This is a genomic window from Alcaligenes sp. YSL9, assembly GCF_030515105.1.
In the GTDB taxonomy this organism is placed as follows: domain Bacteria; phylum Pseudomonadota; class Gammaproteobacteria; order Burkholderiales; family Burkholderiaceae_B; genus Alcaligenes; species Alcaligenes phenolicus.
Map to the genome: position 1 here is coordinate 465,383 of NZ_JALXJU010000001.1, position 24,299 is coordinate 489,681.

A 24,299-nucleotide genomic window follows, 5' to 3' on the forward strand; every position below is an offset into this window, starting at 1 on the left:
CGGGATGCCGGGTTTAGTTGGCTTGCAAATCCAGCGTGCTATCCAGGTGTATGCGTTCAAAGTCTGAAATCAGCACCTGAATACGAATATTCCAGCTGGCCAGATGCGGCAGCTCGACATTACTCACTTCCCATTGATCCTGCCGCGTGAGTTCCGCCGGAAAGGTAATGGACTCCACCCCGGCTTGCGGGTTGCTGAAAATCACCTCCACTTCTTGAGCCTTCAGAGGACTGAAATCCGGCTCGTATAAAGAGACGGTCAGAATGGCGGGGTGCTGGGTGGAGGCCGGGATGTACAACAGATCTGCCATACCGGCTTCGGTATGAATATGGCTGGAAACGCTGGGTGGAACTAGTTGGGCCAGGGCGCGCGGGGGCGGGGTGAAGCGCCATAATGCGGCCACGGCCAGGATCAGCACCGCCAACACATATTCCAGACGAACCACACGTCGCAGAGCCTGTCGGGCATCGCTACGCTGTTGCAAGACGGCTTGAGTCAGACGATAGCGGTTGTAGGCTCCCAAACCCAGCAAGAGCAGGACCAGAATCAGCTTGGCACTGAGCACTTGTCCATATCGGCTTTCCCAGAGCGAAGCGAGTTGATCGAATTGCACGTAGATCAGCGCGGCTCCGCTCAGGACCAGAACCAGCAGGACAGCGGGAATCCAGCGCGAGAACAGCGTCAGCAAGCGGGAGTCCTGAGCATGCTGAAGTGCATAAACCAAAGGCAGGAAGGAACCAATCCACAGTGTCAGCGCCACGACATGCAGCCAGACACTGGGCCGAGATAGCCAGACGGGATCTGCTGTGCTGGCATGTCCGCTGGACGCCAGGGAAGCTCCCAGAAGAATCAGCGCCAAAGCAGCCAGCCATTTCTGGCTAGCGGAGTGTGTCGCTTTCCAGGATAAGGCGGCACAGGCCAGAGCTAGCCAGCCCAGCAGCACCGCCAGGCCCATGGAGGTCGATGCAGCCGTTTGCCAGGCGGCCGTGCCGAACAGGGCGGACAGAGGCAAGTCCAGGGCATCGACACCCACCAAGCCCAGGTTCAGCAATAAGGCGACGGCCCCTAAAGTCAGCATGCGTGGCGCGATATGACCTTGACTCGCTGATGTGTTGTTTGATGCTGGAGCCAAGGCGCGGTAGACCACCCAAGCTATCCCCGTAAACAGGCCCACATAGCCCAGAAGTCGGGCCAGCCAGATCAGTCCATTTCTGAGGGGATTGCTGTGGGTGCTGTCCACCAGATTTGAGCTGGGTGCCCCAATGGAAAACGTCAGCGTTCCGCCTACGGGATGACCGTCAGCAGAAATAACCCGCCAGCTCAGCCCATACGTGCCTTCGGTTTCCATGGGCGGCAAGGCCAGTTCCAGTCGCTGGTCTTGTGTCAGAACGTCCTCCAGCTCCTTGGAGGAACCATCGGGACGAATCAACTTCATCAGCAAGGGCGATACGGTCTCATTGAAGCTCAGGCTGGCTGTACTGGGAGCCTGGGCCAGCACCGTGCCGCTATCGGGTTTGCTGGCGACCAAGGAGGCATGGGCATACAGCACCGGCGCCCAGGCCAGCAACGGCAAGGCAAGCAGTAGCACGAGCAGTGGGTGGCAAGCTGCCTGCCTACGCAGGGTCTGCGTTTGCATAAGATCTCCTTCAGGCTGATGCCCAAGGGCACCAGCCGCCTGGGTGTTTAAGGCTTGGGCAAGAGTTGCAGCGCAGGAGCAGGGGCGTCGGAATGGTCAGCCGCTTCCTTGGTGCCCGGAGCTGCTTGATCAATCCAACGCTCCACGCCTTGTTCGCATTCCTGAACAACCGGGAAGTAGAGCGTGCTATTGGGCTTGAGCTCATCGGCCAGGTAGCTGATGAACACGAACTCGTCATAGTGCTCGTCCTGCAAAGGGCCGCCAGCCCAGACCACTTCCTGAACACCGGAACTGACCTTGGCACCCCAACGCGTGTAAGCCTGCTTGTAGTCACCTTTTACTGTTTCCAGCGTCCAGCCGGCTTTGGGTTGTGGTTTGACACCGACCACACCTTCAGGAATACGGACACGGATTTTGGTGGTGGCAGAGCCTTTGCAACCATGCGGCACGGACAGAATTGCCTTGTAGCTGCTGCCCACCGGGGCTTGCTTGGTTTGCAGGGAAACGTGTGCCACAGCGGAAGACGCGAACAGCACGGCAGCCATGCCCAGAGTGGCACGGAAATACGTGGAAGAAATCGACATTGAAAACCTCGGCTAGATAAAAAAGAGAAACCGTCAAAGGACGGGAACACATCAAGCGAGGAATAAAGGCGGGGCGCGTGAACCTAAAGGAGGGCCTTGTGCCGGCAGCGGTGGCAGGGTTTGATTGCTCTGGGCTAACAAAACCGGCCGGTACCTAATCAGGCTGATCAGAACAGGCGCATCCTGGGTCGGCAACAAGGCGGGGGAGGCCGCGATACCAAAGGGGCAGTCCTGTTGATTGTGATGCGTATCGGAATCCGCCTGGCCATCCTGGCCGACCAGATCAATCCAGAGCGTATTGGCAGCATTGCCAGCCGTACAGAAGGTAATGGCAAAGCCATTGTCTTGTCCTGAGCGGGTAGGCATGTAGCCTGCCGGGACGATGGCGCGACAGACGTAGGCCAGCAGAGCCAGGCAAAACAGAAGTTGCCAAACTCGGATTTCGCGGGAAACGAAACGGGGACCCAGGGCGCGCATGCGGAAAAGTATATTACAAAAGTGGGGGCCGACTGATGAGGCATTCGCCAGTTATCTGGCACCAAGCTACACGTGGATCTTGATCTTGATCTGGCTGGTTTATCTTTGTCTTTGTTCCTGATCCTGCCGCCCACCTTGGTATTAGTGCTGCTTCTGACTTGGCAGTTTCACTCCCTACGTTTCTTGATTGCAGCCACCGCCACCTGGGTCGCCACCGTCAAGGGTTCTGGCAGTTGATCCAATGTAAACCAGTCCATGCCGCTGTGCTTCTCAGGCTCCTGCACCACGGCCTGGCCGGTGAAGGATTTGACCAAATAAACTGGCGCCACCCAGTGCTCGCCCTTGTCGGCATCAATCTGGTTCACATTGACCAGTAGCTCCAGACTCTCCAGACGCAAACCCACTTCTTCCATAATCTCCCGTGTAACGGCTTGCTCCAGGGTTTCCAGCCAGTCCACTTTGCCGCCCGGTATCCCCCAGTGCTCAGCTTCTGGTGCACGCACACGCTTGAGCAGCAGGATTTTGTCGTTTTGCATAATGACTGCACCGCAGCCAACTCGTATGGTTTCGTCTATGTCTACATCTCTAGTTTTTAAACGGGCGTCAAGTGGCCCCGAGCGTCAATGACACATAAAAAAGCCGCGAACATAGTGGGCGGCTTTGGTCAGCTAAGGCAAAGTACCGCTTAGGGGAAACCGGCACATTGCTTTATAAAGGCAGGCCGCGCGGCCAGGCGGTGGTAGTAGTCTTCGACTGCCTTGAGTACCGGGCGATCAAACGGCGTATTCAGCCAGCGGTGAATGGACAGGCCCAGAATGATATCGGCCAGGGTGAATTCCGTTCCGGCGGCATAGGCCTGGGTCTGCGCCAAGTGTTTTTCCAAAATTCCCATTACCTGGGTCCAGGCAGCCAAGGATGCCTGAACCTGTGCGGCGTCCTGATGCTTGGGCGATTGACGCACCAAACTCCAGAACGCATATGTCCAGGTCGGGTTCAGCTCGGAGGCCTGCCAGTCCAGCCACTGATCCACCTTGGCTCTTTGCCAGGCATCTTGCGGATACAAGGCCGTCGGTGCCTGGCGGTTGGCCAGATAACGCACAATGGTATGGGATTCCCACAGCACACGTTCCCCATCCAGCAGGACGGGGATTTTTGCGTTGGGGTTCAGCGCACGGAATTCGTCCGTGTTGACGTCCTTGAAGCCTATGCCCCAATCCTGCCGCTCAAATTCCAGATTCAGCTCCGCGCAGGTCCACATGACTTTGCGTACATTGATGGAGGATTCTCTGCCAAGAATAGTCAGCATGATGGGGCCCTCAAATGGTCATTACTTGCTGGCAGGCAGCAGTTCGTCACGGCGTTCGATAATGCGTGAGATCAGGCCATATTCAATGGCTTCCTCGGCACTCATCCATTTGTCGCGCTCGATATCGTCACGCACACGCTCGATAGGCTGGCCGGTTTCACGGGCAATTACCTGGGCGATACGTTCACGCGCTTTCATGATTTCCTGGGCTTGAATGGCCATATCGCTGGCCTGACCACCGGCGCCACCGCTGGGTTGGTGAATCAGAAAACGGGTTTGAGGCAGGCACACACGACGCTCGCGGGCGGCACCCAGGAACAGGTGGGTAGCAGCACTGCCCACCCAGCCGGTACCCACCATGGTGACGGGCGAGGAAATAAAACGCACCACATCATGGATGGCATCGCCCGATTCCAGGTGACCACCCGGCGAGGACACGATCATGGTGATAGGGGCGGTGGATTCGGCATCCAGCGCCAGCAGCTTGCGCACGGTTTCCGAGGCGAGCTTATCCGTGATGGTGCCAAAGACCAGCACAGTACGGGCGCGGAAGGCTTTTTCTTCCAGAAAGGCGCTGTCTTGAGGGCTGGTATCAGAGCGAGTTTCTTTTTCTTGGCCAAGCATGGGGAAAGACTCCAAGGGATAAGTATTCTGTCTGCTAAGGAAAATCGATTGCTCGACTATATCCCGACTGATGGTCAACCGGGCTTTCACTTGGCAATTTTTGTGGTTTTTTTTGTCCGCGCTGGGGGCGCAATAGGGCGCAACGCAAGCAGACAAAGCAAATGCAGGGCGGTCTGCCCCGCAAGTTCATATAGTCTCATGCTTGTTAAGTGTTTGATCCAGGGAATAAGACCTTATCGCCCTGTCTCCTGGAGCAGCATCACGGGAAGGGCTGATCTACACGCGGCCGCTGGGCCTTGAGACCTGCCACAGAACCCCGATACCTCATTGAAAACGCTTCTTTCAACAGTGGCACGACGCTCCCTGTCACTAAAAAAGATACCTGTCGCTTCAGGCGCTTGATGCTAAAAAGGGACGGCACCCGATCAGCCGCCGAGGTCGAAGAAGTCCTTGCTTAAAAACGCTTTTCCAGCTTCAGCGCGACTTCGGTTTGCTTGTATTTGAAAGCCCAGTCGATATTGCTGTTGTTGAAAGTGTGCTTCACATACAAATTGGGTGTAATGCCTTTGAACGCAAAGCGCGGCATGCCTACGTTCAGGATATAAATCTGCTGACGGTCCTTGCGCAGCCCGCCCAGGAACAAGTCCTCGGCATCGTGACGGGTCTGCCGGTACAGGGCCGTGGCATTGATATTGAAACCCGCATCAAAGGCCCTGTAAATTCCCAGGTTTGCCATATAGCTGCGGCTTTGCGCGGTTTGCTGAGACTGCAGATTACGGGTGTAATTCAGGCCCCCGTAGATCACGGTTTTGGCATCAATCAGATACGAGCCGTACAAGCCTATCTGGTTCTCTTTGACGCCTTCAAAGTACTGCCGTAAATCGCCTTTGTAGGACAGGCTCTTGTGCTGGGCATTCACGCCTACTTGCAGCCTGTCGCTAAGATTGTGCTTCCAGTCCACGCGCCCGCCCCAGGACTGATAGCTGGTGCGACGGTTGGTGTAATTGTTCTCGAACAAGGGCGTAATCGACAGATCGTTTTTAGCGTCCTGATAGTTGTAGCCCGCGTAAATAATGCTGGTGTTGTCGCTGTAATAAATATTCTTGGGCTCGGCTTCCTTGTGCTTGTCGTACAGATTGCCGTAGCTCAGGCCGCGCAGTAGTAGGTTGTGGTTGCCGCTTAGCTGGAAACGCCGGTTCAAGGTCAGGTCGTAGACCATGGCGGTGGATTTGACCGGGTCCGGCATCTTGCGCACTGACGGAAAGCACCCAAAGAAATAGCAGGTAAAGAAGGTGTCTTGCTGGCCGTTTTCTTTGTTGATATTGCTGTTGTAGCCCAAGCCAATCGAGGCGGAACCGTGCCAGGCATTGCGGTCCTGCAAGGCACCCTGGAAGCCTTCAATTACGGGCCGTACTTCATCAGGAATACCGGCAGAGGAAATCTGGCTGAACAGCTCCTTGGCTTCGCTGGATTGATAGTCCTCGAACAACAGGCGGGCCAGTTCCAGCTTGGCGCGCATCATATTGGGATCGCTTTCCTGAGCTTGGCGCAGCTTGCTGATCGCCAGGCTGTGATTGTCTTTGCTACGGGCCACCATCCCTTGAGCCATCAGCACCAGGGCAGGGTTGTGGCCGGGCAGCTCCTGATATTTTTCTACAAACTGATCCACCTTGGCCCACTGCTGCAGATTGATGGCGACATAAATGGCCGGTTCCAGATCGGTCAGCGTGGCATCGACGCTATAGGTTGTGCCGTTGATGGTGATCAGGGCCGACGGGTCCACATCGGGTGGGGTTTCTTCCACTAAATGGGAGCGTTCGCGTTCGTTCAGATTGCGGTCGATTTGATTCAGAAGTCGGCGCGTATCGTCGTCGTTGGCTTGCACCGCGCTGGATGCCATGGCCAGCAGCAGGCACAAAAGGGGAAGGGCTCGCCCATGCATGAATGAAAACCTTGCAAGAAAAAGGGGAGATGGACGCAGGGTCCGGAGAGAAAGGGGATCGAGCGTGTCGATCCCTTTTTCTTATGGCAAAACTAGCGTGTTGTCAGAGGCGGATTACTGCTTGGCACCGCCGAAGGCCATGTCTTTAGTGCCACCAGGGGTGTTGTAGTAAATACCAGCCAGCGCATCAGCGGCAGCGCCGTAGAACTGACCGCGGATTTTGGAAGAATCGGCAAGATCTTGGGCGAAGGTACCGTTGGAGCTAATGGTTGTGCCATTGAAGAGTACGGTGCCGACCAAGCCTGTCAACGTACCAGAGCCGCCAGCGTAGTTAGCGGTCAGGGTACCTTTGGAGATACCAGCCTGGGTGCCGGGGTTGTATTGGTTGACACCTACAACGTCGTACTTGGCATTGACCAGGTTAGGCATGGCTGTGGTTGGGTTTTCGCCGGTGTAGAACACCGTGCGGTCAGCATGGCTCAGGTTCAGATCCGTGCTGCTTGCTGGGGGTGTGCCGGCTATGCGGGGAGCCCACTCACCAAAATACACTTCCTGGCCGGAAACCTTGGCAACTACTTCGCCACCGAAGTGGGGGTAGCCTGGCAGAGGATTGTTCAGTTGGCGATAGGCGTAAATTTGAGTGCCTGCTCCTACACCGCTGGTGATGGTATGGCGCCATGTTTCAGCAATGTTTGTTCCTAACGGCATTTGAATATATCCATTGCCATCAGAACCACCCAGCACTTGATTGGTTTGCCAAAGAGGACCGCTTTTGAAGCTCACCACTCCTGATTGTTTGGTGGCGTCATAAGGGTCAGTACCTGGCATGGAGATACCAGCTTCGCCCTGAGCCATCATCGTGGACGGCTTATCCGCCACTACAAATGCTTTCGAGGAGCCACCCGCGACGGGGGCAGCGAAGCTGCTGGCGGAGGCCAGCAGGAAAGCCGAAACAATAGCCAGTTTTTGTACATTCAGACTTGCTTTCATTACGAACTCCATTAAGTGAAGAAAAAGGGCGTTTTTACGAAAACGACCAAAAAAACCGATTAACTTAAAAACGTGCTGTCATACCGACGCGTACCGTTCGTCCGGGGGCCGGCATGGAGGTGCGGGCCATAGGGTCCAGGTAGTACTGATTAGTTAGATTGCTGATCGCCACGTCCACATTCAGGTTTTTCTGTACCTGATAGCTGGCGTAGGCATCGAAGACCAAAATGGGGTTCCAGTAGTTCGTTCTGTTAAATGCCCAGCCAAGGCCACCAAAATGCCCTTCATCTTTGTTTTTCGCAGCGCTGTGATACACCGCACGTGCTCCGAGCAGTAGTTTCTTTTCCAGCAGGCGTGCACCGACATCCAGATTCAGGGAGTACTGCGGTTGCAGGCTGGTTCTGGCAAAGGTGCGAGGGAAGCCGCCATCAACGCAGGCAGGTATGCGGTCGCTTCCTGCGGCTCCAGGGATGGGCATAAACGTCTGGGCGTAATCGGCGTCGCATAGCTGCTGCTTCAAGCGGTATGTGCCGCCAAAGTTGGCAAAGTATTTACCGCTATCCACGCGAGCTTGCAGTTCAATACCGGACATCTTTTTCTCGTCAAACTGCACGGTATTGAAGTCCCAGTCTCGGTCTATATAGTCTTTGATCCGGTTGTTGAAGTAATTGATTTTGATGTCTGCATATTCCAGACTTGGAAAGTAGCTGCTTAGATTGTGGACATAGCCGATTTCCCAGTTGTAGGCATGCTCAGGACGATTAGCGGTTCCGGTCGAGCGCTTGCTGCCGCCAGCCAAGGCCATGGAGGACTCGAACAGGCTTGGAAAACGTACAAATTCGTTGTATCGGGCATAAAGACGAATATCGTCTGTAATGAAGGCTGTCAGCCCGATGTGGGGAACCCATGCATGGTTTTTTTGTTTTTTAGGTTCTTCCCATTTATTGGATATTTCAGATTCGTCTTGGTAAACAGGTTTGCGATTGCTTATCGAGGCAATGTATTTGTCTACTGTGCCCTTTTGTCCCTGCGCATCGGTGACTTGCTCTTTTGAGTCAATTTCTCCATTGGTAAAGGGGTTATTGGCAGTAAAACCTTTGTGACTTTCTCCAGAGGGAACAAAAACCGTTTCTTCGATATAGCGATAGCCGTTGATTTTTCCTTCATGGAATGTATTACCTAATATTTCTTCAAATGTTTTTTTGCTTGTATGCCCGAAGACGGCCTCTAGTAGACTTGGATCTAAGTCAGAAATGAACTGCCAGTTTTCTTCATATTGCTTGTAAATGGGCAATGTTTTTTCAATGATTTGGCCTTCGTAATCAGCAACTTCTTGATTGCTCATTAAGCGCTGAACCTGGTAGTTATAGCCTTTCAGGGCAGGCTGAATAGCCCAGTCCTTATGCTGCTGACTACGCATCTCGGCCAGCTTGTCGTCGTACGACCAGTAGTCGCTATAGCGTGCGCCAGCATTCACTTGCAGCCAGTCCACAGGCCGCCAGTCGAAGTTAAAACCAAAATTCCATTGCTGGCGGGTGCCTGAACGAGGCCCCATGTGGTTCACGCCCCAGGTCAATTCATTCAGGTTCTCGAGCTTCTCCGAAGCATCATGCTGCTTGAGTTTTTCTCGGGTGAAATCAGCGAACAAGCCCAGGTCCAGAGTTGGGTGCAATGTCATGGCGTTGCTGATGTTCAGCCCGCTACGCCTATGGTCAGTAATTTGCAAAGCTCTGGGGACGATGTTGAAGCGCCCATCTGTATTGGGGAGCTTTTCTGGGGCGGTAGGAGGTACCCAAGCGCATTCAGAGCCGTTTGTGCCCAGGACATGGCAATTTGTGTAGTTGTCCCAGTCACCATCGCGTCCGTTGTTCAAGCCCTGGCCTTGAATCCCATAAATGATGTCGCCATTCTGATGACGCTCACTATCGCTTTGGGTAATCCAGGCTCCGGCCTTCAAGTTGATGAAACGACTGCCTTCGGGATTCCAGGAGTAGTTCAGGTTCCAGGTGTCTTGTTTGACCTTGCTATATGGGTTTTCGGTTTGGAGGATATTTTTTTCACCATAGCCATCCAGGGCATGGATTGCCCAGACCACGTTCCATGGCACGTTTTCGCCAAAGGTATGGTTGCTGCGCATGTAGCTCATATCAATGGCTTGATCGTGAGGTAGGCGCAAAGTGCCTTTCAGCAGCGTGGTTTCCAGTTCGCTGGATGTGTTCAGAACTTCCTCACCAGGACGGTAGTACTTGGCGATGTAGCTCACTCTGGGGAAGGAGTACGACGGGTTGTAGTCGCTATTTGCGTCCTCTTGCCAGGTGTCGTTCTCGTACTTGTCACTACCTTTCTTACCGCTGTAATAGTTGCCGCGACTGCGGTAGCTGTATGCGGCTAGCAGATCAAAATTTTCTTGCTGTGTGGCGATGGCCAGGCGATAGGAGTGGTCTTCAAAATTGAAGTTCTTGCCGCTATTTCCGACTTTCGGCATACGGTCTGGCGAGATGTTGTCAGGTAGAACAACACCATTCGTGCCACCTTTATGAAAGGTTGCTCCCGGAATATCGCGATAGTCCTTTCCGAAAATCCCAAAAGCCCGTTCATTCGGCTTGGTCGAATTCGTCGCCGTTTCCGCCTTCAGCTCAATCCCGAAGGTCTCGCCCGGTTTGACAATATCTTCAACCTGCAGCGTGCGGATCTGCACCGATCCGCCAATCCCGCTAGCTCCCGACGTTGCCGACACGCCTTTTTCCACCAGAATGCTGCTGATCATATTGGGATCAACATAGTTGCGGTTGGCCACCCCGGCCGGTCCCAGCCAGACTGATGTTGCCTGTTCCGTGCCGTCAATCGTCAGGGGAATTCGGCCTTCACCCTGGATACCGCGAATGTTCGGGTCCAGCGCGCCGCTATTGCGCGAGTCCCCCGCATACACACCGTTCAGGCCCTTGAATAAATCCCCCACGGAGCTGCCCTTGTACAGCTCGATTTCTTCCTTGCCGGCATACACATTGGAGACGTCTTTCTCGAATACATCGGTTTTGCCGGCCTCATCGCGGGTTTCACGTACGACGGTAATAGTGTCCAGACGAGTGGCTCTGTCCGTGTCTTCCTGGCTCTCGTCCTGACGGGAGGAGGGTGGGGCGCTGCCCACGCTTTGGGCCTGTGTCTGCCCGGCCCAGGAGGCCAGAATCAAGGCATACACCAGCGGCTTGAGCGCGTGTTTTTTTGTGTAGGGTGAAAGGGTAGCGGACATAAAACGAACCAGGGCTCCGTGCGAAAAATAACAATCTGTCGTGAGGAAATACTTCCCGTTTGCTGGCCAGGCTCACCCCTTGTCTCAAAAGGTGAGGAAAGGCACGGGGATATTATTCACATTAATGAGAATAGTTATCACTTAGATTGATATGCAGGACGGAGCAATTCCTATGCAGGACCGGAAATCCGCTGCAATTGCAGGAATTTGTCAAAGCAGAAGGGGAACTTTTCAGGGAGAGGGCCGCAGGGGGCGGCCCGAAAGAAGGGTGGGCCTCTATGAATGCAGAGGCCGAAAACAGCGGAAATACAAAGGTTTAGGCGCGCTTGTTGCCAAAAATGGATTTGGGCGAGCGGCCAAAGTAGCGCGTAAAGGCGACGGAAAAATTATTGGGGTATTTGTAGCCGACTTGCCAAGCGGTCTGGGCCACTTGTTGGCCGGACTCCAGCAAGGTATAGGCTTTGCGCATACGCAGTTCAAGCAGCAGGCCGATAGGCGTGTTGTCGTACAGATAGCGAAAACCTTCTTTAAGTTTGTGCTCGTTAATGCCTACCGTCGTGGCCAGATACTCCACCGTGATTTGCTGGTCCAGTTGCGAGCTGAGCAAATCGCGTGCTCGCTCGACCCGTTGAATATCATCCACCGACAGCGGGGCGCTGTTGGGGGCGTCGGGTGGGGCCAGGCGGTTGAACTGCTCGGCCAGCAAGCTGAGTGCATGGATTTGCAGATTCAGCCTGTGGTGATGAATGGGCTGCTCCGGGGTGCACGGCTGCATATAGCGTGCCAGTGCCGCCGCATGGGCCATGGTGGCCTGGCTGCTGGCATGAAAGGACAGACGGTGCAGTCCCACGCAATCCATCAACTGGGTGGCGCGTTCCGGGCCCACGTATTTGTTCAAGGCCGCCTCGCTGATGACCAGCCGTAATTGCGATACGGATTGGTCCTCTTGATAGTGGCGTTCCCCCCGCAGGGATCGAAAAGCCGTCACCGTGGTATGGCCTGCCTTGAACAGCAGATCTGAGCTCTCCCGACCCTGATAGGCCGACTGTCCTTGCAGACCCACCGTCACCACAATGACACGGCCCGCATGGGGGCCGTTGCTCTCTTCAACCAGCGACCGGCTGGGGTGATAGTGCAAGCGGCCCAACAAGAACCCTTGTTCCAGTTCCACGCATTCGGAATAGCAGTGGCCCAGTTCTTCGGGTAGTTGCAGCCGGACTCGGCCATCGCTCAGAGCGCGGCATGACCTGGGTTCATCCGTGGTTAAGCGATAGCCAAATTTGCGCGTGTTCATCATTTCTCCTGCTAAAAGCGCCTCGCATATGAATTGCTCCGTTCAGCATAGATCTTAATGCAAATAATTCTCATTAAATATATATCATTTCTAGCTGTGATGGCAGAGGGAAGGGCCATTGTGGAATTCACGGAGGTAAAAAACAGTGCTGGATCGATCGCTAGGAGAAGTCGTTTTGTCGGAGCAATTGCTGGAGTCGCATGCTCTGCAAGCCTGTTGGGACGCGCAATTGGCGGGTTTAAGTGCAGATGCCTTGAACCTGGCTTTGGGGTATGGCGTGTTTGCGCATCTGGATAAGTTTATCGCTGCGGAGGAACTTGCGCTTGTGCTCAAGTGGGACGCCGACAACACCGCCTACCTGCTGGAGTTGCTGTGGAGTCTGGAGCTGCTGGAGTGTCAGTGGACCTGTCCGCGACGCTATCGCAGCCTGCCGCAAACGGCGCGTTATCTGAATCCGGGTTCGGCGCAATATTGTGGCGATGCCTTGTTGTTTCGGCATGGTGTCTTGCGTCAGGTGGGCAATCAGCTCGATGAGCTGCTGCGTAATGGCAAATCGCCTCCAGCGGATCCGGCATTGATTCAGCAAGGCTGGGCAGCGGCGGCACGTTCACAAATTGCCCAGGAACAAACGGCGGTGACGGCCGAGGTGGCCTGTGAAATTTTTGGAGCCGTGCCGGAGTTCTGGCAGGCGCAACGTTTGCTGGATTTGGGCGGTGGGCCAGGACTGGTAGCCATCGCCTTGGCGCAACAGCAGCAGGACTTGAATGCCGTGGTGTTCGAGTACGAAGCGGCGGCGGCTGTCGCCCAGCAAAAAATTCTTGGTGCCGGTCTGGAAGCGCGTGTCAGCACCTTGGCCGGTGATCTGCTGGTGGACGATTTCGGGGCGGATTATGACCTGATCTGGTGCTCTTCCGTGCTGCATTTTGTACCGGATATTCCTGCTTTGCTGGCCCGTCTGTATCGTGCGCTGCGCCCCGGCGGGGTGCTGGTGTGCTGTCACGCCGAAGTGCATACCGAGGTTAGCAAGGCCAAACGGATTTTGCATTACTACCTGCATATGCGCATGCAAGGCCGCCACGTGCTGCCGGAAGGGCAGTTGGCCCAGTTGCTGGAACAAGCCGGATTTGATGATGTTCAGCAGTTTGATGAGGTGCGCTTTCCGGTTGCGCCCGTCACTGCATTGATTGCGCGCAAGGCGTGCAAAGGGTGATGAGAATGAAGACGTGGAAAGCATGGGGGGCGCAGTTGCTGTTTGGCTGGATGAATCTGGTGCTGGCCGTCCCCAGTATTTACCTGATGCTGGGTATGCCCCTGGTGATGCGACAGCATGGCTGGTCCGGCACCGAGATAGGCTTGTTCCAGCTGGCGGCCTTGCCCGCCATTTTCAAGCTGGTGCTGGCCATGCCGGTGCAGCGTGTCCGCCTGGGTGGCGGACATTTTGTGCATTGGCTGTGGTTGATGGCGGTCTTGTTGTTGGCTTTGTATGTAGGCATAGGCCGCGAGAATCTGATTGATCAGCGGACCCTGCTGTTTGCCCTGACCTTTGCCATCAGCATTGTGGCGACCTGGATGGACATCCCCTTGAATGCCTTGGCGGTGCAATACCTGCCGCGTGACGAGCAGTTGCGTGCAGGCAGTATTCGTTCTGCCGCCTTGTTTCTGGGCGCGATCGTCGGGGCGGGGGTGATGGTGCTGGTGCAGGCCCGTTGGGGTTGGCAGGCACCGTTTGCCTTGATGGGCCTGGGGCTGGTGATTGGTTGTTTGCCCTTTGTCTTTTTGCGTTCCAAAGCCGGTTTGCAAGCGGCTGAGACCGAGCAGGCACCACCCGGTTTCGTCGCCGATTGGGTCAGCTTCTTCGGGCAGGAAGGGGCCAAGCAGTGGACCAGCCTGCTACTGACCAGCTTCCCCTTTATTGGCGCTGTCTGGTTCTACTTGAAACCCTTGATGCTGGACCAGGGCATGCCTTTGGAAGAGGTGGCCTGGACGGTCGGGATTGCCGGTGGCATTACCGGTGCCGTGTTCAGCCTGATTGGCGGACGTTTGGCCTCATTTCTGGGTGCCGCGCGTGCCATTCCGATTTATCTGCTGGCGGCCTTGCTGTCCCTGATTCTGTTGATGGTTTCCGTCTGGGCCAAGCTGGGGCCGGTGTGGCTGATCAGCAGCGCCCTGTTGATTGCGGCCAGCATGGGGGCTGTGTCGGCATTGCTTTTTGGGCTGACCATGTTCTTTACCCGTAGACAGCGCAATGCATCGGACTACGGTTTGCAGTCGACCATCTTCACCTTGGCCCGTATGGCCGTTCCCATTGTCGCCGGCATCGTGCTGGACCGTTTCGGTCAGGTTGTCATGCTGGGCGTGCTCACCTTGGGTGTTCTGTTCGCCTTTGTACTGGCTTGGCGCGTTCGCCACAGCGTCGGTGCCAGCACCGAAGTTTTGCTGCGTAGCCAGTAAGTCAGGGTCTGAAAACGCCAGCGTGTGCAGGTTGCGCTGGCGTTCATCGTTTTTGCTCCGTTTCGCATAGAAATTAGAACCCAAAGGCTATTGTGTCATTTTCAGTCATATTTGAGAATAAGTCTTGTTCGTATTCATATGTATTTAACCAGGAGTCATTATGACCTTGCCCCCATTAGTTGAGCCCGGTGAGCCTTTGAGCCGCGAAGAGGTTAACCGTTATAGCCGTCACCTCTTGATTCCCAATGTGGGCATGGAAGGCCAGCGCCGCATCAAAAATGCCAAAGTGCTGGTTATCGGGGCAGGGGGGCTGGGTTCGCCCACCTTGCTGTACTTGGCCGCAGCCGGGGTGGGCACACTGGGCATCATCGACTTTGACCGGGTGGATGAATCCAATCTGCAGCGCCAGATCATTCACACCGTAGACAGCATTGACGAGCTGAAAGTGGAAAGCGCCAAGCGTACGATTCACAAGCTTAACCCCTACATCAAGGTAGAAACGTATACCGACAGATTGGAACCTGACATGGCGGTCGAGCTGTTCTCGCGCTACGACCTGATTCTGGACGGCACCGACAACTTTGCGACCCGCTATCTGGTCAATGATGCGTGCATGCTGGCCGATAAACCCTATGTCTGGGGTTCGATCTTCCGCTTTGAGGGCCAGGTCTCGGTGTTCTGGGAAAACGCGCCCGGTGGCATAGGTTTGAACTACCGCGACCTGTACCCCGAGCCCCCACCGCCCGAGCTGGCTCCGTCTTGCGCGCAGGGCGGTGTGTTTGGTGTCTTGTGCGCCTCGATTGCCTCCATCATGTCCACCGAAGCCATCAAGCTGATTACCGGCATTGGCGATCCTTTGATCGGCCGCCTGATCGCTTATGACGCACTGGATATGTGCTACCGCGAACTGCCCATCCGCCGCCTGCCCAATCGCAAGCCCGTGACCGAGCTGGGCGATTACCAAACCTTCTGCGGCCTGAATCCACCGGCTGATGCCATGGCCATCCCCGTGCCTGTCATGACTGTGCTGGAGCTGAAAGAACGGCTGGACCAAGAGCAGGCCCCTGTCCTGGTGGACGTGCGCGATCCCAATGAATGGGAAATCGTGAATATTCCTGGCGCGATTCTGATGCCCAAATCGCCCACCGTCGCCGCCGAGATTCTGGCTGCCTTTGGTCCGAATGCGGATCTGGTGATTTCGTGCCGCTCCGGTGCGCGTTCCAGGACCGTGTGCGAAGAGCTGATCAAGTTGAAGGCCCCCAAGGTGCGCAATCTGGAAGGCGGCGTGCTGGCTTGGGTGGAGCAGGTCGCTCCCGAATTGGCGTCTTACTAAGTTCGGGAGGAAGCACATCATGGCCTTGCAGATTCGTCGTTCCGCTCTGGAGCAAGTTCTGAATCATGCCAAGCAGGATCACCCCATCGAGGCATGCGGACTGATTGCCGCCCAGGAGGGCTCGCTGGTGGCCGAACGCGTGCTGCCCATGCAAAACCGGGCGGCCTCGGAGGTGTTTTATCAGTTCGATTCGCGCGAGCAATTTCAGGTCTACCGCCGTCTGGATGAGGACGATCAGGAGTGCTGCGTGATCTATCACTCTCATACCGCCAGCCAGGCTTTCCCGAGCAAGGATGACATTGATTTTGCGGGCCATCCCGAACTGCATTACTTGATCGTGTCCACCTGGGATCAGGCCACCGTGCCGGTTCGGTCCTTCCGGATTATCGACGGCGGTGTGACCGAAGAAACCATCGTGATTGTCTAGGGAGCAGCGTTGCTCCCCCAAGGGGAGCGTGTGTCCCGGCTGTTGGAAACCACTATTTCAAAGGAGTTTTAAGCATGTCCATTTCAGTCTCTATTCCGACCTTGCTGCGTCCACTGACGAACGGCGAGAAGAAAGTCCAGGCCCAGGGCGCTTCGGTAGGCGAAGTGATCGAGCATCTTGAAGGCCAGTTTCCCGGCATCAAGGCGCGCCTGATGAGCGGCGAAGACCTGCACCGTTTCGTGAACATTTACGTGAACGAAGAGGACATCCGTTTCAGTGATGGCCTGAAAACCGCCATTCGTGCTGGCGACAGCCTGACCGTACTGCCTGCCGTAGCAGGGGGCTAAGACCATCTGGTCTGGATTTTCATGGTGCAAGTGCTGGTTTCTGCAATCAGCACTTGGCGTGCGCATCACTCTGGTTTGGAACTATGTCTGAATTACTACATGGCTGCGGATTACGTTGGCAGATGGGCTCACAGCCCCCGTATTGGCCGGGCTTGCCTGCTGCCTTGAGCCGTCAGGCTCGATTGCTGGGTTTATCTGAACAAGGACAATCCGCAGGCCATCAAGACGAAGCAGCATTCAGCCTGTATTCGCCTGATTTTGGAACGATTAGCACGCATCTGGAAACCGAGGCGGGCGGCATGACGCAAGCCGCGATCAGCGAGCTGAGCATGCAGGCTGCCAGCGGTATCTTGTCCGTGCATGGACGCTCCAGTGGGCTTTCGGGCACGCTGGGCCTGGATTATCTGGCCGTGCTCAGTTCAGCCATGACCCTGCAAGCGACCTTGGCGGCGGCCTTGGGCCAATTGCGCGGCGGGCGTTTCTCTACGGTGTCGGTTTCGCCCTTGGGCTGCGGCCTGCTCAGTATCGGGCAGTATCTGGCCGGGGCAACGGCGGCTCAAGATCCCGAACAGTTATTGGCGGGTAGTTACGATCCCGGCTTGCGGCCCCCCTTTGTTTCGCAAGACGGCGTGGTCTTTGAACTGGAAACCTTGGACCCGCGACCCTGGCGCGCCTTTTGGGAAGCAGTGGGCGTACCGGCCGATCTGGCTGGTCAGGCCTGGAAAGCGTTTTTGCTGCGCTATGCCAAGGCGGTGTGCCCCATGCCCGCGGCATGTTTAAGCAGTCTGCAAGCCCTGAACTTTGCCCGTTTGCAGGAACTGGCCTTGCAGACCGGCATGGCCATCTTGCCGGTACGTACACCGGCTCAACGCCAGAGCGATAGTGATTACGCGGCCTTGGCCGGTCTGTGGCAGCATCAGAGTCATGCCGCGCCCGGCTCATTGAGCACCTTGCCGTCCAAGGCCGATTTGCCCCTGCGTGGTTTGCGGGTGGTGGAGTCCTGCCGTCGGATTCAAGGGCCTATTGCCGGTCACTTGCTGGCGCTGTTGGGGGCCGAAGTGATTCGTCTGGAACCGCCCGGTGGTGATCCCTTGCGTGCCATGCCGCCGTGCGTGGATGGCTGCTCGGTGCGCTTTGATGCGCTCAATCAATTCAAGACGGTGCAGGAAGTGGACATCAAATCGGCTCAAGGCCGCCAGGCCATTTACGAGCTGGTGAGCGAGTCCGATGTGTTTCTGCATAACTGGGCGCCGGGCAAGGCGGCCGAGCTGCAACTGGATGCCCAGGACTTGCACGTGGTGCGCCCGGATCTGGTCTACGCCTATGCGGGCGGTTGGGGTCAGGAGCAAGTGGACGCACCGGGCACGGACTTCACGGTGCAAGCCTGGTCGGGTATTGCTCACACCATTTCTCAAACCTCGGATGCACGGGGCGGGTCGCTGTTTACGGTGCTGGATGTGCTGGGCGGGGTGATGGCCGCGCTGGGTATCAGTGCCGCCTTGCTGCGCCGGGGCCTGAGCGGGTCGGGCTTGCGGGTAGACAGCTCCTTGTTGGCCACGGCCGATCATCTGGCCCAGGCCGTTTCTTCCATCAGTAAAACCGGCGTGTCGGCGGTGTTCCAGACGGGCGAGGGCTTCATCGTCATCGACTGCCAGGATCAAGCGCATCTGCATGCCCTGGCCGGGTGGCTGAGTGTGTCGCCCGATGCTGTCTGGACGGTCTTGCCGGATCGTCTTCTGTCCCAGTCTGCCCGTAGCCTGGAAACGCAACTGGATGTGCTGGGCATACCGGCCCGCCGCGTCCATAGCAATCTGGCGCAACTGCGTGCTGATCCACGCCTGGCGTCCCATTTCCATGACAAGGGCTATTCGTCTGTTAATTCTCCCTGGAGGTTTTTATGAATCACGCTGGCATCATCGATCTGGTCCCTGCGTCATTGCGCCAACGCTGGATAGAGGACGGTACCTACCCGAATAAGCCGGTCTTTACGCTGTTTGCGGAAAAAGCTCAGGCTCATCCGGACAAGCTGGCGGTGCTCTCGCCGCAAGGCAATATCAGCTATAGCGCCTTGATGGACGCGGCTCTGCGTCTGGCAGGCAGCTTGCGTCGGGCAGGGATTATGGCGGGAGACGTGGTGGCGTATCAGCTCAGCAACCATTGGGTGTGCTGCGCCATTGACCTGGCCGCCGCGGCTTTGGGGGCGATTGTTGCGCCTTTCCCACCCGGACGGGGCAAGCTGGATATTCAGTCGCTGGTGCGTCGTTGCGATGCACGGGCGGTGATTGTGCCGCATGAATATGCAGGCATTGATTTGTGCGGAGTGATCGAGTCCTTGCGACCTACGCTGTTGTCCTTGCGTGTCCTGATTGTGCAAGGCCCATCGCGTCCGGGCTGGATGACTTTGGATTCCCTGTTCGAGGGCGAACCCCTGGCCTTGTCCGAGTTGCCCGAGGTGTCTCCTAATTCGCCAGTGCGTTTGCTGGTGTCCTCCGGCACGGAGTCCGAACCCAAGCTGGTGGCCTATTCGCATAATGCCCTGGTGGGCGGACGTGGCCGATTCCTGCAACGCATTTCCCCCAATGATGTGGAGTTCCGGGGCATGTATCTGGTGCCGCTGGGTTCTTCATTTGGCTCTACGGCCACCTTTGGCGTGCTGTGCTGGTTGGGTGGTTCTTTGGTGGTCTTGCCCAAGTTTGATGTGCCTAGCGCGATTGCCGCCATCAATGCCTTCAAACCCAGCTTTATTCTGGGCGTGCCCACCATGTTCCAGCGTATTGCGGCAGCGCCTGAGCTGGAGAAGGCCGATAAAGCCAGCTTGCGCGGCTTGATTGTGGGCGGTTCAGTCATTGACGAAGCTACGGTACGCCGTTGCGTGGAAGCGTTTGGGTGCGGCTTTATCAGCCTGTACGGCTCAGCCGATGGGGTGAACTGCCACAACACGCTGGACGATCCCATCGAAGTGGTATTGAGCAGTGTGGGGACCCCCAATCCGCAGGTGTGCGAGATCCGCCTGATTGATGACGAGGGTGCCGAAGTGCCGCAAGGTGAGGTAGGCGAAATCACCGCACGTGGTCCCTTGAGCCCCATGCAATATGTGAACGCTCCGGAGCTGGATGCCCAGTATCGGGACGAACAGGGTTGGGTGAAAACGGGCGATCTGGGTTACATCAATGCCCAAGGGCAGTTGGTGCTGGCAGGTCGCAAGAAAGACATCATCATTCGTGGTGGCGCGAACATCAGCCCGGTGCAAATTGAAGGCCTGGTCATGGCTCACCCGGATGTAGTCACTGTGGCTTGCGTGCCGGTTCCCGACGCGGATCTGGGCCAGCGTATTTGCTTGTGCGTGACGGTGCGTGAAGGCGTGCCACGTTTCTCCCTGAAAGAGATTACCGACTTCTTGCGTGAGCAGGGTCTCGAAGTGAACAAGCTGCCGGAGTATCTGCGCTTTTACCGCAGCCTGCCGCTGACGCCTGCAGGCAAGATCGACAAGCGCGCCTTGGCTGCTGATGCTGCTGCATTGGGCTCTGGGGCCAAGACTGCAGCGGGGATAGCAGCATGAATCACCTTGCCATTTCCAGCGCGGCCTTGAGCCGCAAGCTGCGGCAGTTTGTGGATACCGAGATCATCCCTAACGAGGGCATTCTGGCCCAGGGGGATAATCTGGCCCGCGAGCTGACTCTGGACCTGACACGTCGTGCTCAACAGGCGGGTTTGTTCGGCAGTTTCTACCCCATGCATCGCGGCGGTCGGATCGCCAGTTTGGTCGAATACTTGCCCGTGGCTGAACAGGAAGGGCGCTCCGAATATGGTCCTGGCATTTTCGGGGCAGATGCCACGCTGGATGCGTATATGTTGAGCCATCATGGCTCGGCCAGCGTCAAACAGCGCTTTCTGACGCCCTTGCTCAAGGGGGATGCAGTGTCCAGCTATGCCATGTCCGAGCCGGACAGCATTGGTTCGATTCCGGCCACCATGCAATGTCAGGCTCGCCTGAAAGACGGGCAATGGCATGTGAATGGCCGCAAGTGGTTTATTTGTCGGGCGCAACAGGCCAGCTTCGCGACCGTGGTGGCGCGCAGCGCGGACGGTCCCGTGAATGAATCCTTGTCCATGGTGATCGTGCCCACGGATGCGGCGGGATTTAAAGTCGTGCGTCCCTTGCCCTTGCTGGGGCGTTATCAAGGGCAGAACGAGCTGCTGTTCAACAATGTGACCGTGCCGGAGGACTATGTTCTGGGTAGCGCCGGACAGGGCATTGCCCTGATGCAAAAGCGTCTGGCCCTGGGGCGTATCTTGCGATCTGTGCAATGGCTGGGCTTGGCGCAACGCAGCTTTGAAATCATGTGCGAGCGCATTCATTCGGAGCGCGGAGAACTGGCCCGTCTGGCGGACAAGCAACTGGTTCGGGCGCGGGTCTATCAGGTGTACCGGGCCATTACCTCGGCCCGTTGCTTGCTGCGTGAAGCGGCTGTCAAGTTCGACGCGGGTTTGCCCAATGCGGTAGAGGTGAATGTGGCCAAGCTGGCGTCGTCGGATGCGGTCAGCGCGGCAGCAGATTCCGCCATCCAGATCATGGGGGCCGAAGGGCTGGCCGATTGGAGCCCCTTGTCCGGCATCTATCGGGCAGCGCGTACCACGCATATTCTGGATGGGGCGGACGACGCCTTGATCAGTACCGTTGGCAAGCACTTGCTGCAAGCCCACTACGCCACACAAGAGATGGCAGATATGAACAAGGCAGTCGCATGATGCTATCGACACGGGCAAGTCGTTCACCCTGGGTGCTGGCCAGTTTGATGACTCTGGCGATGGGCATGCCCATGATGGTGTTTTACGCCATCGGCGTGCTGGGTCCGCAAATCATTCAGGACTTGGGCATTTCGCGCGAGCAACTGGGGTGGTTGACCACCAGCACCTTTGGGCTGGCGGCCTTGCTCTCGCCGTGGGCGGGGGCCTTGGTGCAGCGCATGGGCAATCGGCACGGTTTGTTTTTGCTGTTCCTGCTGGTGGCCATGTCCTTTAGCCTGATTGCGGTGTTGCCGGGTTTCTGGGGTGTGCTGACGGCCTTGCTCCTGTGCGGCCTGGCGCAGTCCTTGGCCAACCCGGTGACCAATCAGGCCATTGCCCAGTTGGTACCGGCAGAGCGCAAGGCGGGGCTGGTTGGTATCAAGCAGTCCGGCGTGCAGGCTTCGGCCTTGCTGGCCGGTCTGGTCCTACCCACCCTGGCCTACAAATTGGGGTGGCGGGGGGCGTTTGTGGTGTGGGTACCTGCCATGCTGTGCCTGTCCTACTTTGCCCTGCAGCTTTTGCCAGCCAGAGCCAGCACCGCAGCCGGCAGCATGTCCTGGCGCTTGCCCTGGCCCAGCCAACAACTTTGGCTGTTAATGGCCATTCAGCTGTGCGCGGGTCTGGTGCTGTCGTCCTTCATCACTTTTCTGGGCGTGTTTGCGCAGCAGCTGGGCGTGTCGCCGTACTGGATAGGGATGCTGGTCAGTGGCTTTGGGGTAATGGGGATTGTGTCCCGAGTGCTCTTGACGCCTATCGCTGCCCGCTTTGGGGATGAAACCTTGTTGCTGGGCATCCTGTTTGTCATCCCGATTGTGGCCTTGTTGCTGATGATGATGGCTGCACCGGACAGGCTCTGGCCCCTGGGAGCCGGGGTGTTGGCCATTGGCTTGACCCTGGTTGCCACCAATGCCATTGCCATGAGCATGTTGCTGCGGGATGTCCGTTTTGGGGCGCCGGCTCGTACTGCAGGGCTGTTGTCCGTCGGGTTTTTTGGTGGCTTTGCCTTTGGTCCGCCACTGTTTGGTGTGCTGCTGCGCTCGCCCGAAGGCTTTGCTGCTGCCTGGCCTTTCCTGATGGGCATTCTGGTGTGCGCCAGTTTGTTGTGCCTGATTTTGTACCAGGTTCGTCGTATGGCGAAAGGGGAATGATGGAATGTCTGTAGAGGTATTGGGATCAGCCAGCATCGAGTCCATTTTTGCGAATATGGACCAGGTTGCAGAGCAATGTGGGGAGCAGTTTCCCTTGTTCAGACAGTCCTCGTCCGAGCAATGGACCTTGTCGCGACGTGGCTCCTGGTTAGGGGGCTTCTGGGCGGGCTTGTGGTGGCGACGCGCCTTGATCAGCGGTCAGGAGCAGGATAAGGAGCAGGCGCTGAACTGGAGTCAGAAGCTGCAAGTCTGGCTGGAAGAGCCCAGCATCAATCGAAGCTTTGTGTTCTGGTATGGCTCCGGCCTGGGCAGCATCTGGCATGGGGATAGAGAGGCCGAAGCCCATGTCGATCAGGCTGCACAAGCTCTGCTGAACAGCTTTGATGCCTCCAGTGGCTTCTGGCCCTTGGGTGCCGGGATGGGGGGCGGGGAGGCGGGCAATCACATGTTGAATGTGGATGCTCTGGCCCCTACGCTTTTAGTGCTGGATGCGCAGGGTGGGCCGGTGGCGCGTCAGTTTGGGCAATGGCATGTGGATGCCTGCCTGCGTTATCTGCAAAAACGCAGCGGAGCCTGGCGCGATACGGTCTTGTTGCGCGGGAGCGATGTGTTGGCCGAGCAGGGCGCTGAAACCTGGCAACGAGGGCAGGCCTGGGCCATGTTGGGAATGGCAACCGCAACGCGCTTGTATGACAGAAAGTCCTATGCTCAAGCAGCCCTGAATGCCTGCCGATATTGGCACGAGCGTTGGGGGAGATTTGCGCATGGCTTTTTGACACAGGAGTCCCCACTAAGTCCGGTAGACCGTTCAGCCTGGGCGATTGCTTCTTTGGCTATGTATGAGCTGTCGCAGATTCTGCCGGAACAACAATGGCTGCACGAGCAATCGCGCTTGTATCTGGATGCCTTGCTGACCCCTGAGTTAAGTGAAACAGGGCGTTTTGTGGGACATCTTTACAAAGTTGCGCCGGGGCAGTCTGAACTGGTGGAATCGGCCTGCGCCAGCTTCTTTTTGCTGGAGGCTTTGTTGGCGCATTCGGCTTGAAGAGCGGCCATAGATAGCTTGTATGCCCCCTTGGATGCTCAAGGGGGAAGCTCTATCGGTATGATGTGCGCTTGAGTGTTATTGATGGCCTTTCCATGCAGGAAAGCATCCAGCACAAGGAGCGGGTTTTCATCCTATGGCAGCCGTAAAAGAACAAACTTCTATACAGATCCGATCCGCCATTCAGGCAGATTATGAAGGCTTGCTGGCCCTTGACACGGTAGCGTCGCAGGAGCCCGAACGCGCCTTGCAGATTCAGGACTGGATTGGGCAATCGCAGTGCTATGTGGCTGAACGGAAAGGCGTCTTGCTGGGCTATGGCGTCTTGAATTACCACTTCTTTGGCCACGGCTTTGTCGAGATGCTGATGGTGGGGGAGTCTGGTCGGGGGCAGGGCATTGGCTCGGCTTTGCTGCGATATTTCCGGCAGATTAGTCAGACAGAAAAGCTGTTTTCTTCCACCAACCAATCCAATCAGGCCATGCATGGCATGTTTCAGAAATTGGGCTTTCGACGTAGCGGCGTGATTGAAAATCTGGATGAAGGCGACCCGGAGATTGTGTACGTTTCTCTGGCTAATACAGAGCCAGAAGCAGAGGGGCCAAGGCAGACTTGCTGAATTGAATGCCAGTATTTTGTATTGAAAAAGCAGGCCAA

At 56.6% G+C, this 24,299-nt stretch carries 21 protein-coding genes; 11 read left to right on the forward strand and 10 right to left on the reverse strand.

The genetic code is table 11. The features are described from left to right. Positions 1-13 precede the first annotated feature (13 nt). From M2Q46_RS02110 to M2Q46_RS02155, 10 genes are all read right to left on the reverse strand, one after another. Entirely contained in the window at positions 14-1,636 is a 1,623-nt protein-coding gene (locus tag M2Q46_RS02110) for a copper resistance CopC/CopD family protein (RefSeq protein ID WP_302356549.1), read from the reverse strand. Positions 1,637-1,683: 47 nt separating this feature from the next. Then, positions 1,684-2,220, reverse strand: coding sequence for a YcnI family protein (locus M2Q46_RS02115; protein WP_088452682.1), 537 nt, complete (start codon positions 2,218-2,220; stop codon positions 1,684-1,686). 51 nt (positions 2,221-2,271) lie between these two features. Continuing rightward, positions 2,272-2,697: a DUF2946 family protein gene (locus tag M2Q46_RS02120; RefSeq protein WP_052159153.1), complete on the reverse strand. Its 426-nt coding sequence runs from the start codon at positions 2,695-2,697 to the stop codon at positions 2,272-2,274. A 167-nt stretch (positions 2,698-2,864) separates the two neighbouring features. Then, a complete protein-coding gene (locus M2Q46_RS02125; RefSeq protein ID WP_009454615.1) occupies positions 2,865-3,272 on the reverse strand; it encodes an NUDIX domain-containing protein in 408 nt (135 codons plus the stop codon). Between the two features lie 110 nt (positions 3,273-3,382). Then, positions 3,383-4,003 (reverse strand): glutathione S-transferase family protein, encoded by a 621-nt coding sequence (locus tag M2Q46_RS02130; protein WP_035267982.1) that lies wholly within the window; start codon positions 4,001-4,003, stop codon positions 3,383-3,385. Positions 4,004-4,024: 21 nt separating this feature from the next. Continuing rightward, on the reverse strand, positions 4,025-4,627 hold the full coding sequence (locus tag M2Q46_RS02135) for an ATP-dependent Clp protease proteolytic subunit (protein ID WP_009454612.1): 603 nt from the start codon (positions 4,625-4,627) through the stop codon (positions 4,025-4,027). Between the two features lie 454 nt (positions 4,628-5,081). Further along, entirely contained in the window at positions 5,082-6,527 is a 1,446-nt protein-coding gene (locus tag M2Q46_RS02140; protein ID WP_302356554.1) for a surface lipoprotein assembly modifier, read from the reverse strand. 156 nt (positions 6,528-6,683) lie between these two features. Beyond that, positions 6,684-7,559: a Slam-dependent surface lipoprotein gene (locus tag M2Q46_RS02145; protein WP_115635211.1), complete on the reverse strand. Its 876-nt coding sequence runs from the start codon at positions 7,557-7,559 to the stop codon at positions 6,684-6,686. A gap of 64 nt (positions 7,560-7,623) precedes the next feature. Then, on the reverse strand, positions 7,624-10,563 hold the full coding sequence (locus tag M2Q46_RS02150; RefSeq protein ID WP_302356557.1) for a TonB-dependent receptor: 2,940 nt from the start codon (positions 10,561-10,563) through the stop codon (positions 7,624-7,626). A gap of 562 nt (positions 10,564-11,125) precedes the next feature. Beyond that, entirely contained in the window at positions 11,126-12,103 is a 978-nt protein-coding gene (locus M2Q46_RS02155; RefSeq protein ID WP_060185903.1) for an AraC family transcriptional regulator, read from the reverse strand. Positions 12,104-12,278: 175 nt separating this feature from the next. On the opposite strand from M2Q46_RS02155, the gene M2Q46_RS02160 reads away from it, so the two are divergent. From M2Q46_RS02160 to M2Q46_RS02210, 11 genes are all read left to right on the forward strand, one after another. Further along, positions 12,279-13,313, forward strand: coding sequence for a class I SAM-dependent methyltransferase (locus M2Q46_RS02160; protein WP_060185902.1), 1,035 nt, complete (start codon positions 12,279-12,281; stop codon positions 13,311-13,313). A gap of 5 nt (positions 13,314-13,318) precedes the next feature. Further along, positions 13,319-14,554, forward strand: a complete 1,236-nt coding sequence (locus M2Q46_RS02165; RefSeq protein WP_060185901.1) for an MFS transporter — start codon at positions 13,319-13,321, stop codon at positions 14,552-14,554. Positions 14,555-14,714: 160 nt separating this feature from the next. Continuing rightward, the gene (gene moeB, locus M2Q46_RS02170) at positions 14,715-15,887 is read left to right on the forward strand and encodes a molybdopterin-synthase adenylyltransferase MoeB (RefSeq protein WP_088452692.1); all 1,173 of its coding nucleotides are present in this window, start codon (positions 14,715-14,717) and stop codon (positions 15,885-15,887) included. 19 nt (positions 15,888-15,906) lie between these two features. Continuing rightward, positions 15,907-16,314, forward strand: a complete 408-nt coding sequence (locus M2Q46_RS02175; RefSeq protein WP_003801262.1) for a Mov34/MPN/PAD-1 family protein — start codon at positions 15,907-15,909, stop codon at positions 16,312-16,314. Positions 16,315-16,388: 74 nt separating this feature from the next. Beyond that, complete coding sequence (locus tag M2Q46_RS02180; protein ID WP_088452694.1) at positions 16,389-16,661, forward strand: MoaD/ThiS family protein; 273 nt, start codon at positions 16,389-16,391, stop codon at positions 16,659-16,661. A gap of 83 nt (positions 16,662-16,744) precedes the next feature. Beyond that, positions 16,745-18,562, forward strand: a complete 1,818-nt coding sequence (locus M2Q46_RS02185) for a CoA transferase (protein WP_302356565.1) — start codon at positions 16,745-16,747, stop codon at positions 18,560-18,562. After that, positions 18,559-20,220, forward strand: a complete 1,662-nt coding sequence (locus tag M2Q46_RS02190; protein WP_302356567.1) for a class I adenylate-forming enzyme family protein — start codon at positions 18,559-18,561, stop codon at positions 20,218-20,220. Before M2Q46_RS02185 ends, M2Q46_RS02190 begins: the two co-directional genes overlap by 4 nt. Continuing rightward, positions 20,217-21,410, forward strand: a complete 1,194-nt coding sequence (locus M2Q46_RS02195; protein ID WP_035267961.1) for an acyl-CoA dehydrogenase family protein — start codon at positions 20,217-20,219, stop codon at positions 21,408-21,410. Before M2Q46_RS02190 ends, M2Q46_RS02195 begins: the two co-directional genes overlap by 4 nt. After that, a complete protein-coding gene (locus M2Q46_RS02200) occupies positions 21,407-22,597 on the forward strand; it encodes a CynX/NimT family MFS transporter (protein ID WP_232466735.1) in 1,191 nt (396 codons plus the stop codon). The genes M2Q46_RS02195 and M2Q46_RS02200 overlap by 4 nt, the downstream gene beginning before the upstream one ends. Before the next feature lie 4 nt (positions 22,598-22,601). Next, positions 22,602-23,642, forward strand: a complete 1,041-nt coding sequence (locus M2Q46_RS02205; protein WP_115635218.1) for a glucuronyl hydrolase — start codon at positions 22,602-22,604, stop codon at positions 23,640-23,642. Positions 23,643-23,778: 136 nt separating this feature from the next. Further along, the gene (locus M2Q46_RS02210) at positions 23,779-24,261 is read left to right on the forward strand and encodes a GNAT family N-acetyltransferase (RefSeq protein WP_179136433.1); all 483 of its coding nucleotides are present in this window, start codon (positions 23,779-23,781) and stop codon (positions 24,259-24,261) included. Positions 24,262-24,299: the final 38 nt, after the last annotated feature.

Excerpts from the sequence above, each read along its gene's own strand:
- M2Q46_RS02110 (WP_302356549.1), bottom strand. The coding sequence starts at position 1,636 with ATGCAAACGCAGACCCTGCGTAGGCAGGCAGCTTGCCACCCACTGCTC.
- M2Q46_RS02115 (WP_088452682.1), bottom strand. The coding sequence starts at position 2,220 with ATGTCGATTTCTTCCACGTATTTCCGTGCCACTCTGGGCATGGCTGCC.
- M2Q46_RS02120 (WP_052159153.1), bottom strand. The coding sequence starts at position 2,697 with ATGCGCGCCCTGGGTCCCCGTTTCGTTTCCCGCGAAATCCGAGTTTGG.
- M2Q46_RS02130 (WP_035267982.1), bottom strand. The coding sequence starts at position 4,003 with ATGCTGACTATTCTTGGCAGAGAATCCTCCATCAATGTACGCAAAGTC.
- M2Q46_RS02135 (WP_009454612.1), bottom strand. The coding sequence starts at position 4,627 with ATGCTTGGCCAAGAAAAAGAAACTCGCTCTGATACCAGCCCTCAAGAC.
- M2Q46_RS02140 (WP_302356554.1), bottom strand. The coding sequence starts at position 6,527 with ATGGCATCCAGCGCGGTGCAAGCCAACGACGACGATACGCGCCGACTT.
- M2Q46_RS02145 (WP_115635211.1), bottom strand. The coding sequence starts at position 7,559 with ATGAAAGCAAGTCTGAATGTACAAAAACTGGCTATTGTTTCGGCTTTC.
- M2Q46_RS02155 (WP_060185903.1), bottom strand. The coding sequence starts at position 12,103 with ATGAACACGCGCAAATTTGGCTATCGCTTAACCACGGATGAACCCAGG.
- M2Q46_RS02165 (WP_060185901.1), top strand. The coding sequence starts at position 13,319 with ATGAAGACGTGGAAAGCATGGGGGGCGCAGTTGCTGTTTGGCTGGATG.
- moeB (WP_088452692.1), top strand. The coding sequence starts at position 14,715 with ATGACCTTGCCCCCATTAGTTGAGCCCGGTGAGCCTTTGAGCCGCGAA.
- M2Q46_RS02175 (WP_003801262.1), top strand. The coding sequence starts at position 15,907 with ATGGCCTTGCAGATTCGTCGTTCCGCTCTGGAGCAAGTTCTGAATCAT.
- M2Q46_RS02180 (WP_088452694.1), top strand. The coding sequence starts at position 16,389 with ATGTCCATTTCAGTCTCTATTCCGACCTTGCTGCGTCCACTGACGAAC.
- M2Q46_RS02185 (WP_302356565.1), top strand. The coding sequence starts at position 16,745 with ATGTCTGAATTACTACATGGCTGCGGATTACGTTGGCAGATGGGCTCA.
- M2Q46_RS02190 (WP_302356567.1), top strand. The coding sequence starts at position 18,559 with ATGAATCACGCTGGCATCATCGATCTGGTCCCTGCGTCATTGCGCCAA.
- M2Q46_RS02195 (WP_035267961.1), top strand. The coding sequence starts at position 20,217 with ATGAATCACCTTGCCATTTCCAGCGCGGCCTTGAGCCGCAAGCTGCGG.
- M2Q46_RS02200 (WP_232466735.1), top strand. The coding sequence starts at position 21,407 with ATGATGCTATCGACACGGGCAAGTCGTTCACCCTGGGTGCTGGCCAGT.
- M2Q46_RS02205 (WP_115635218.1), top strand. The coding sequence starts at position 22,602 with ATGTCTGTAGAGGTATTGGGATCAGCCAGCATCGAGTCCATTTTTGCG.
- M2Q46_RS02210 (WP_179136433.1), top strand. The coding sequence starts at position 23,779 with ATGGCAGCCGTAAAAGAACAAACTTCTATACAGATCCGATCCGCCATT.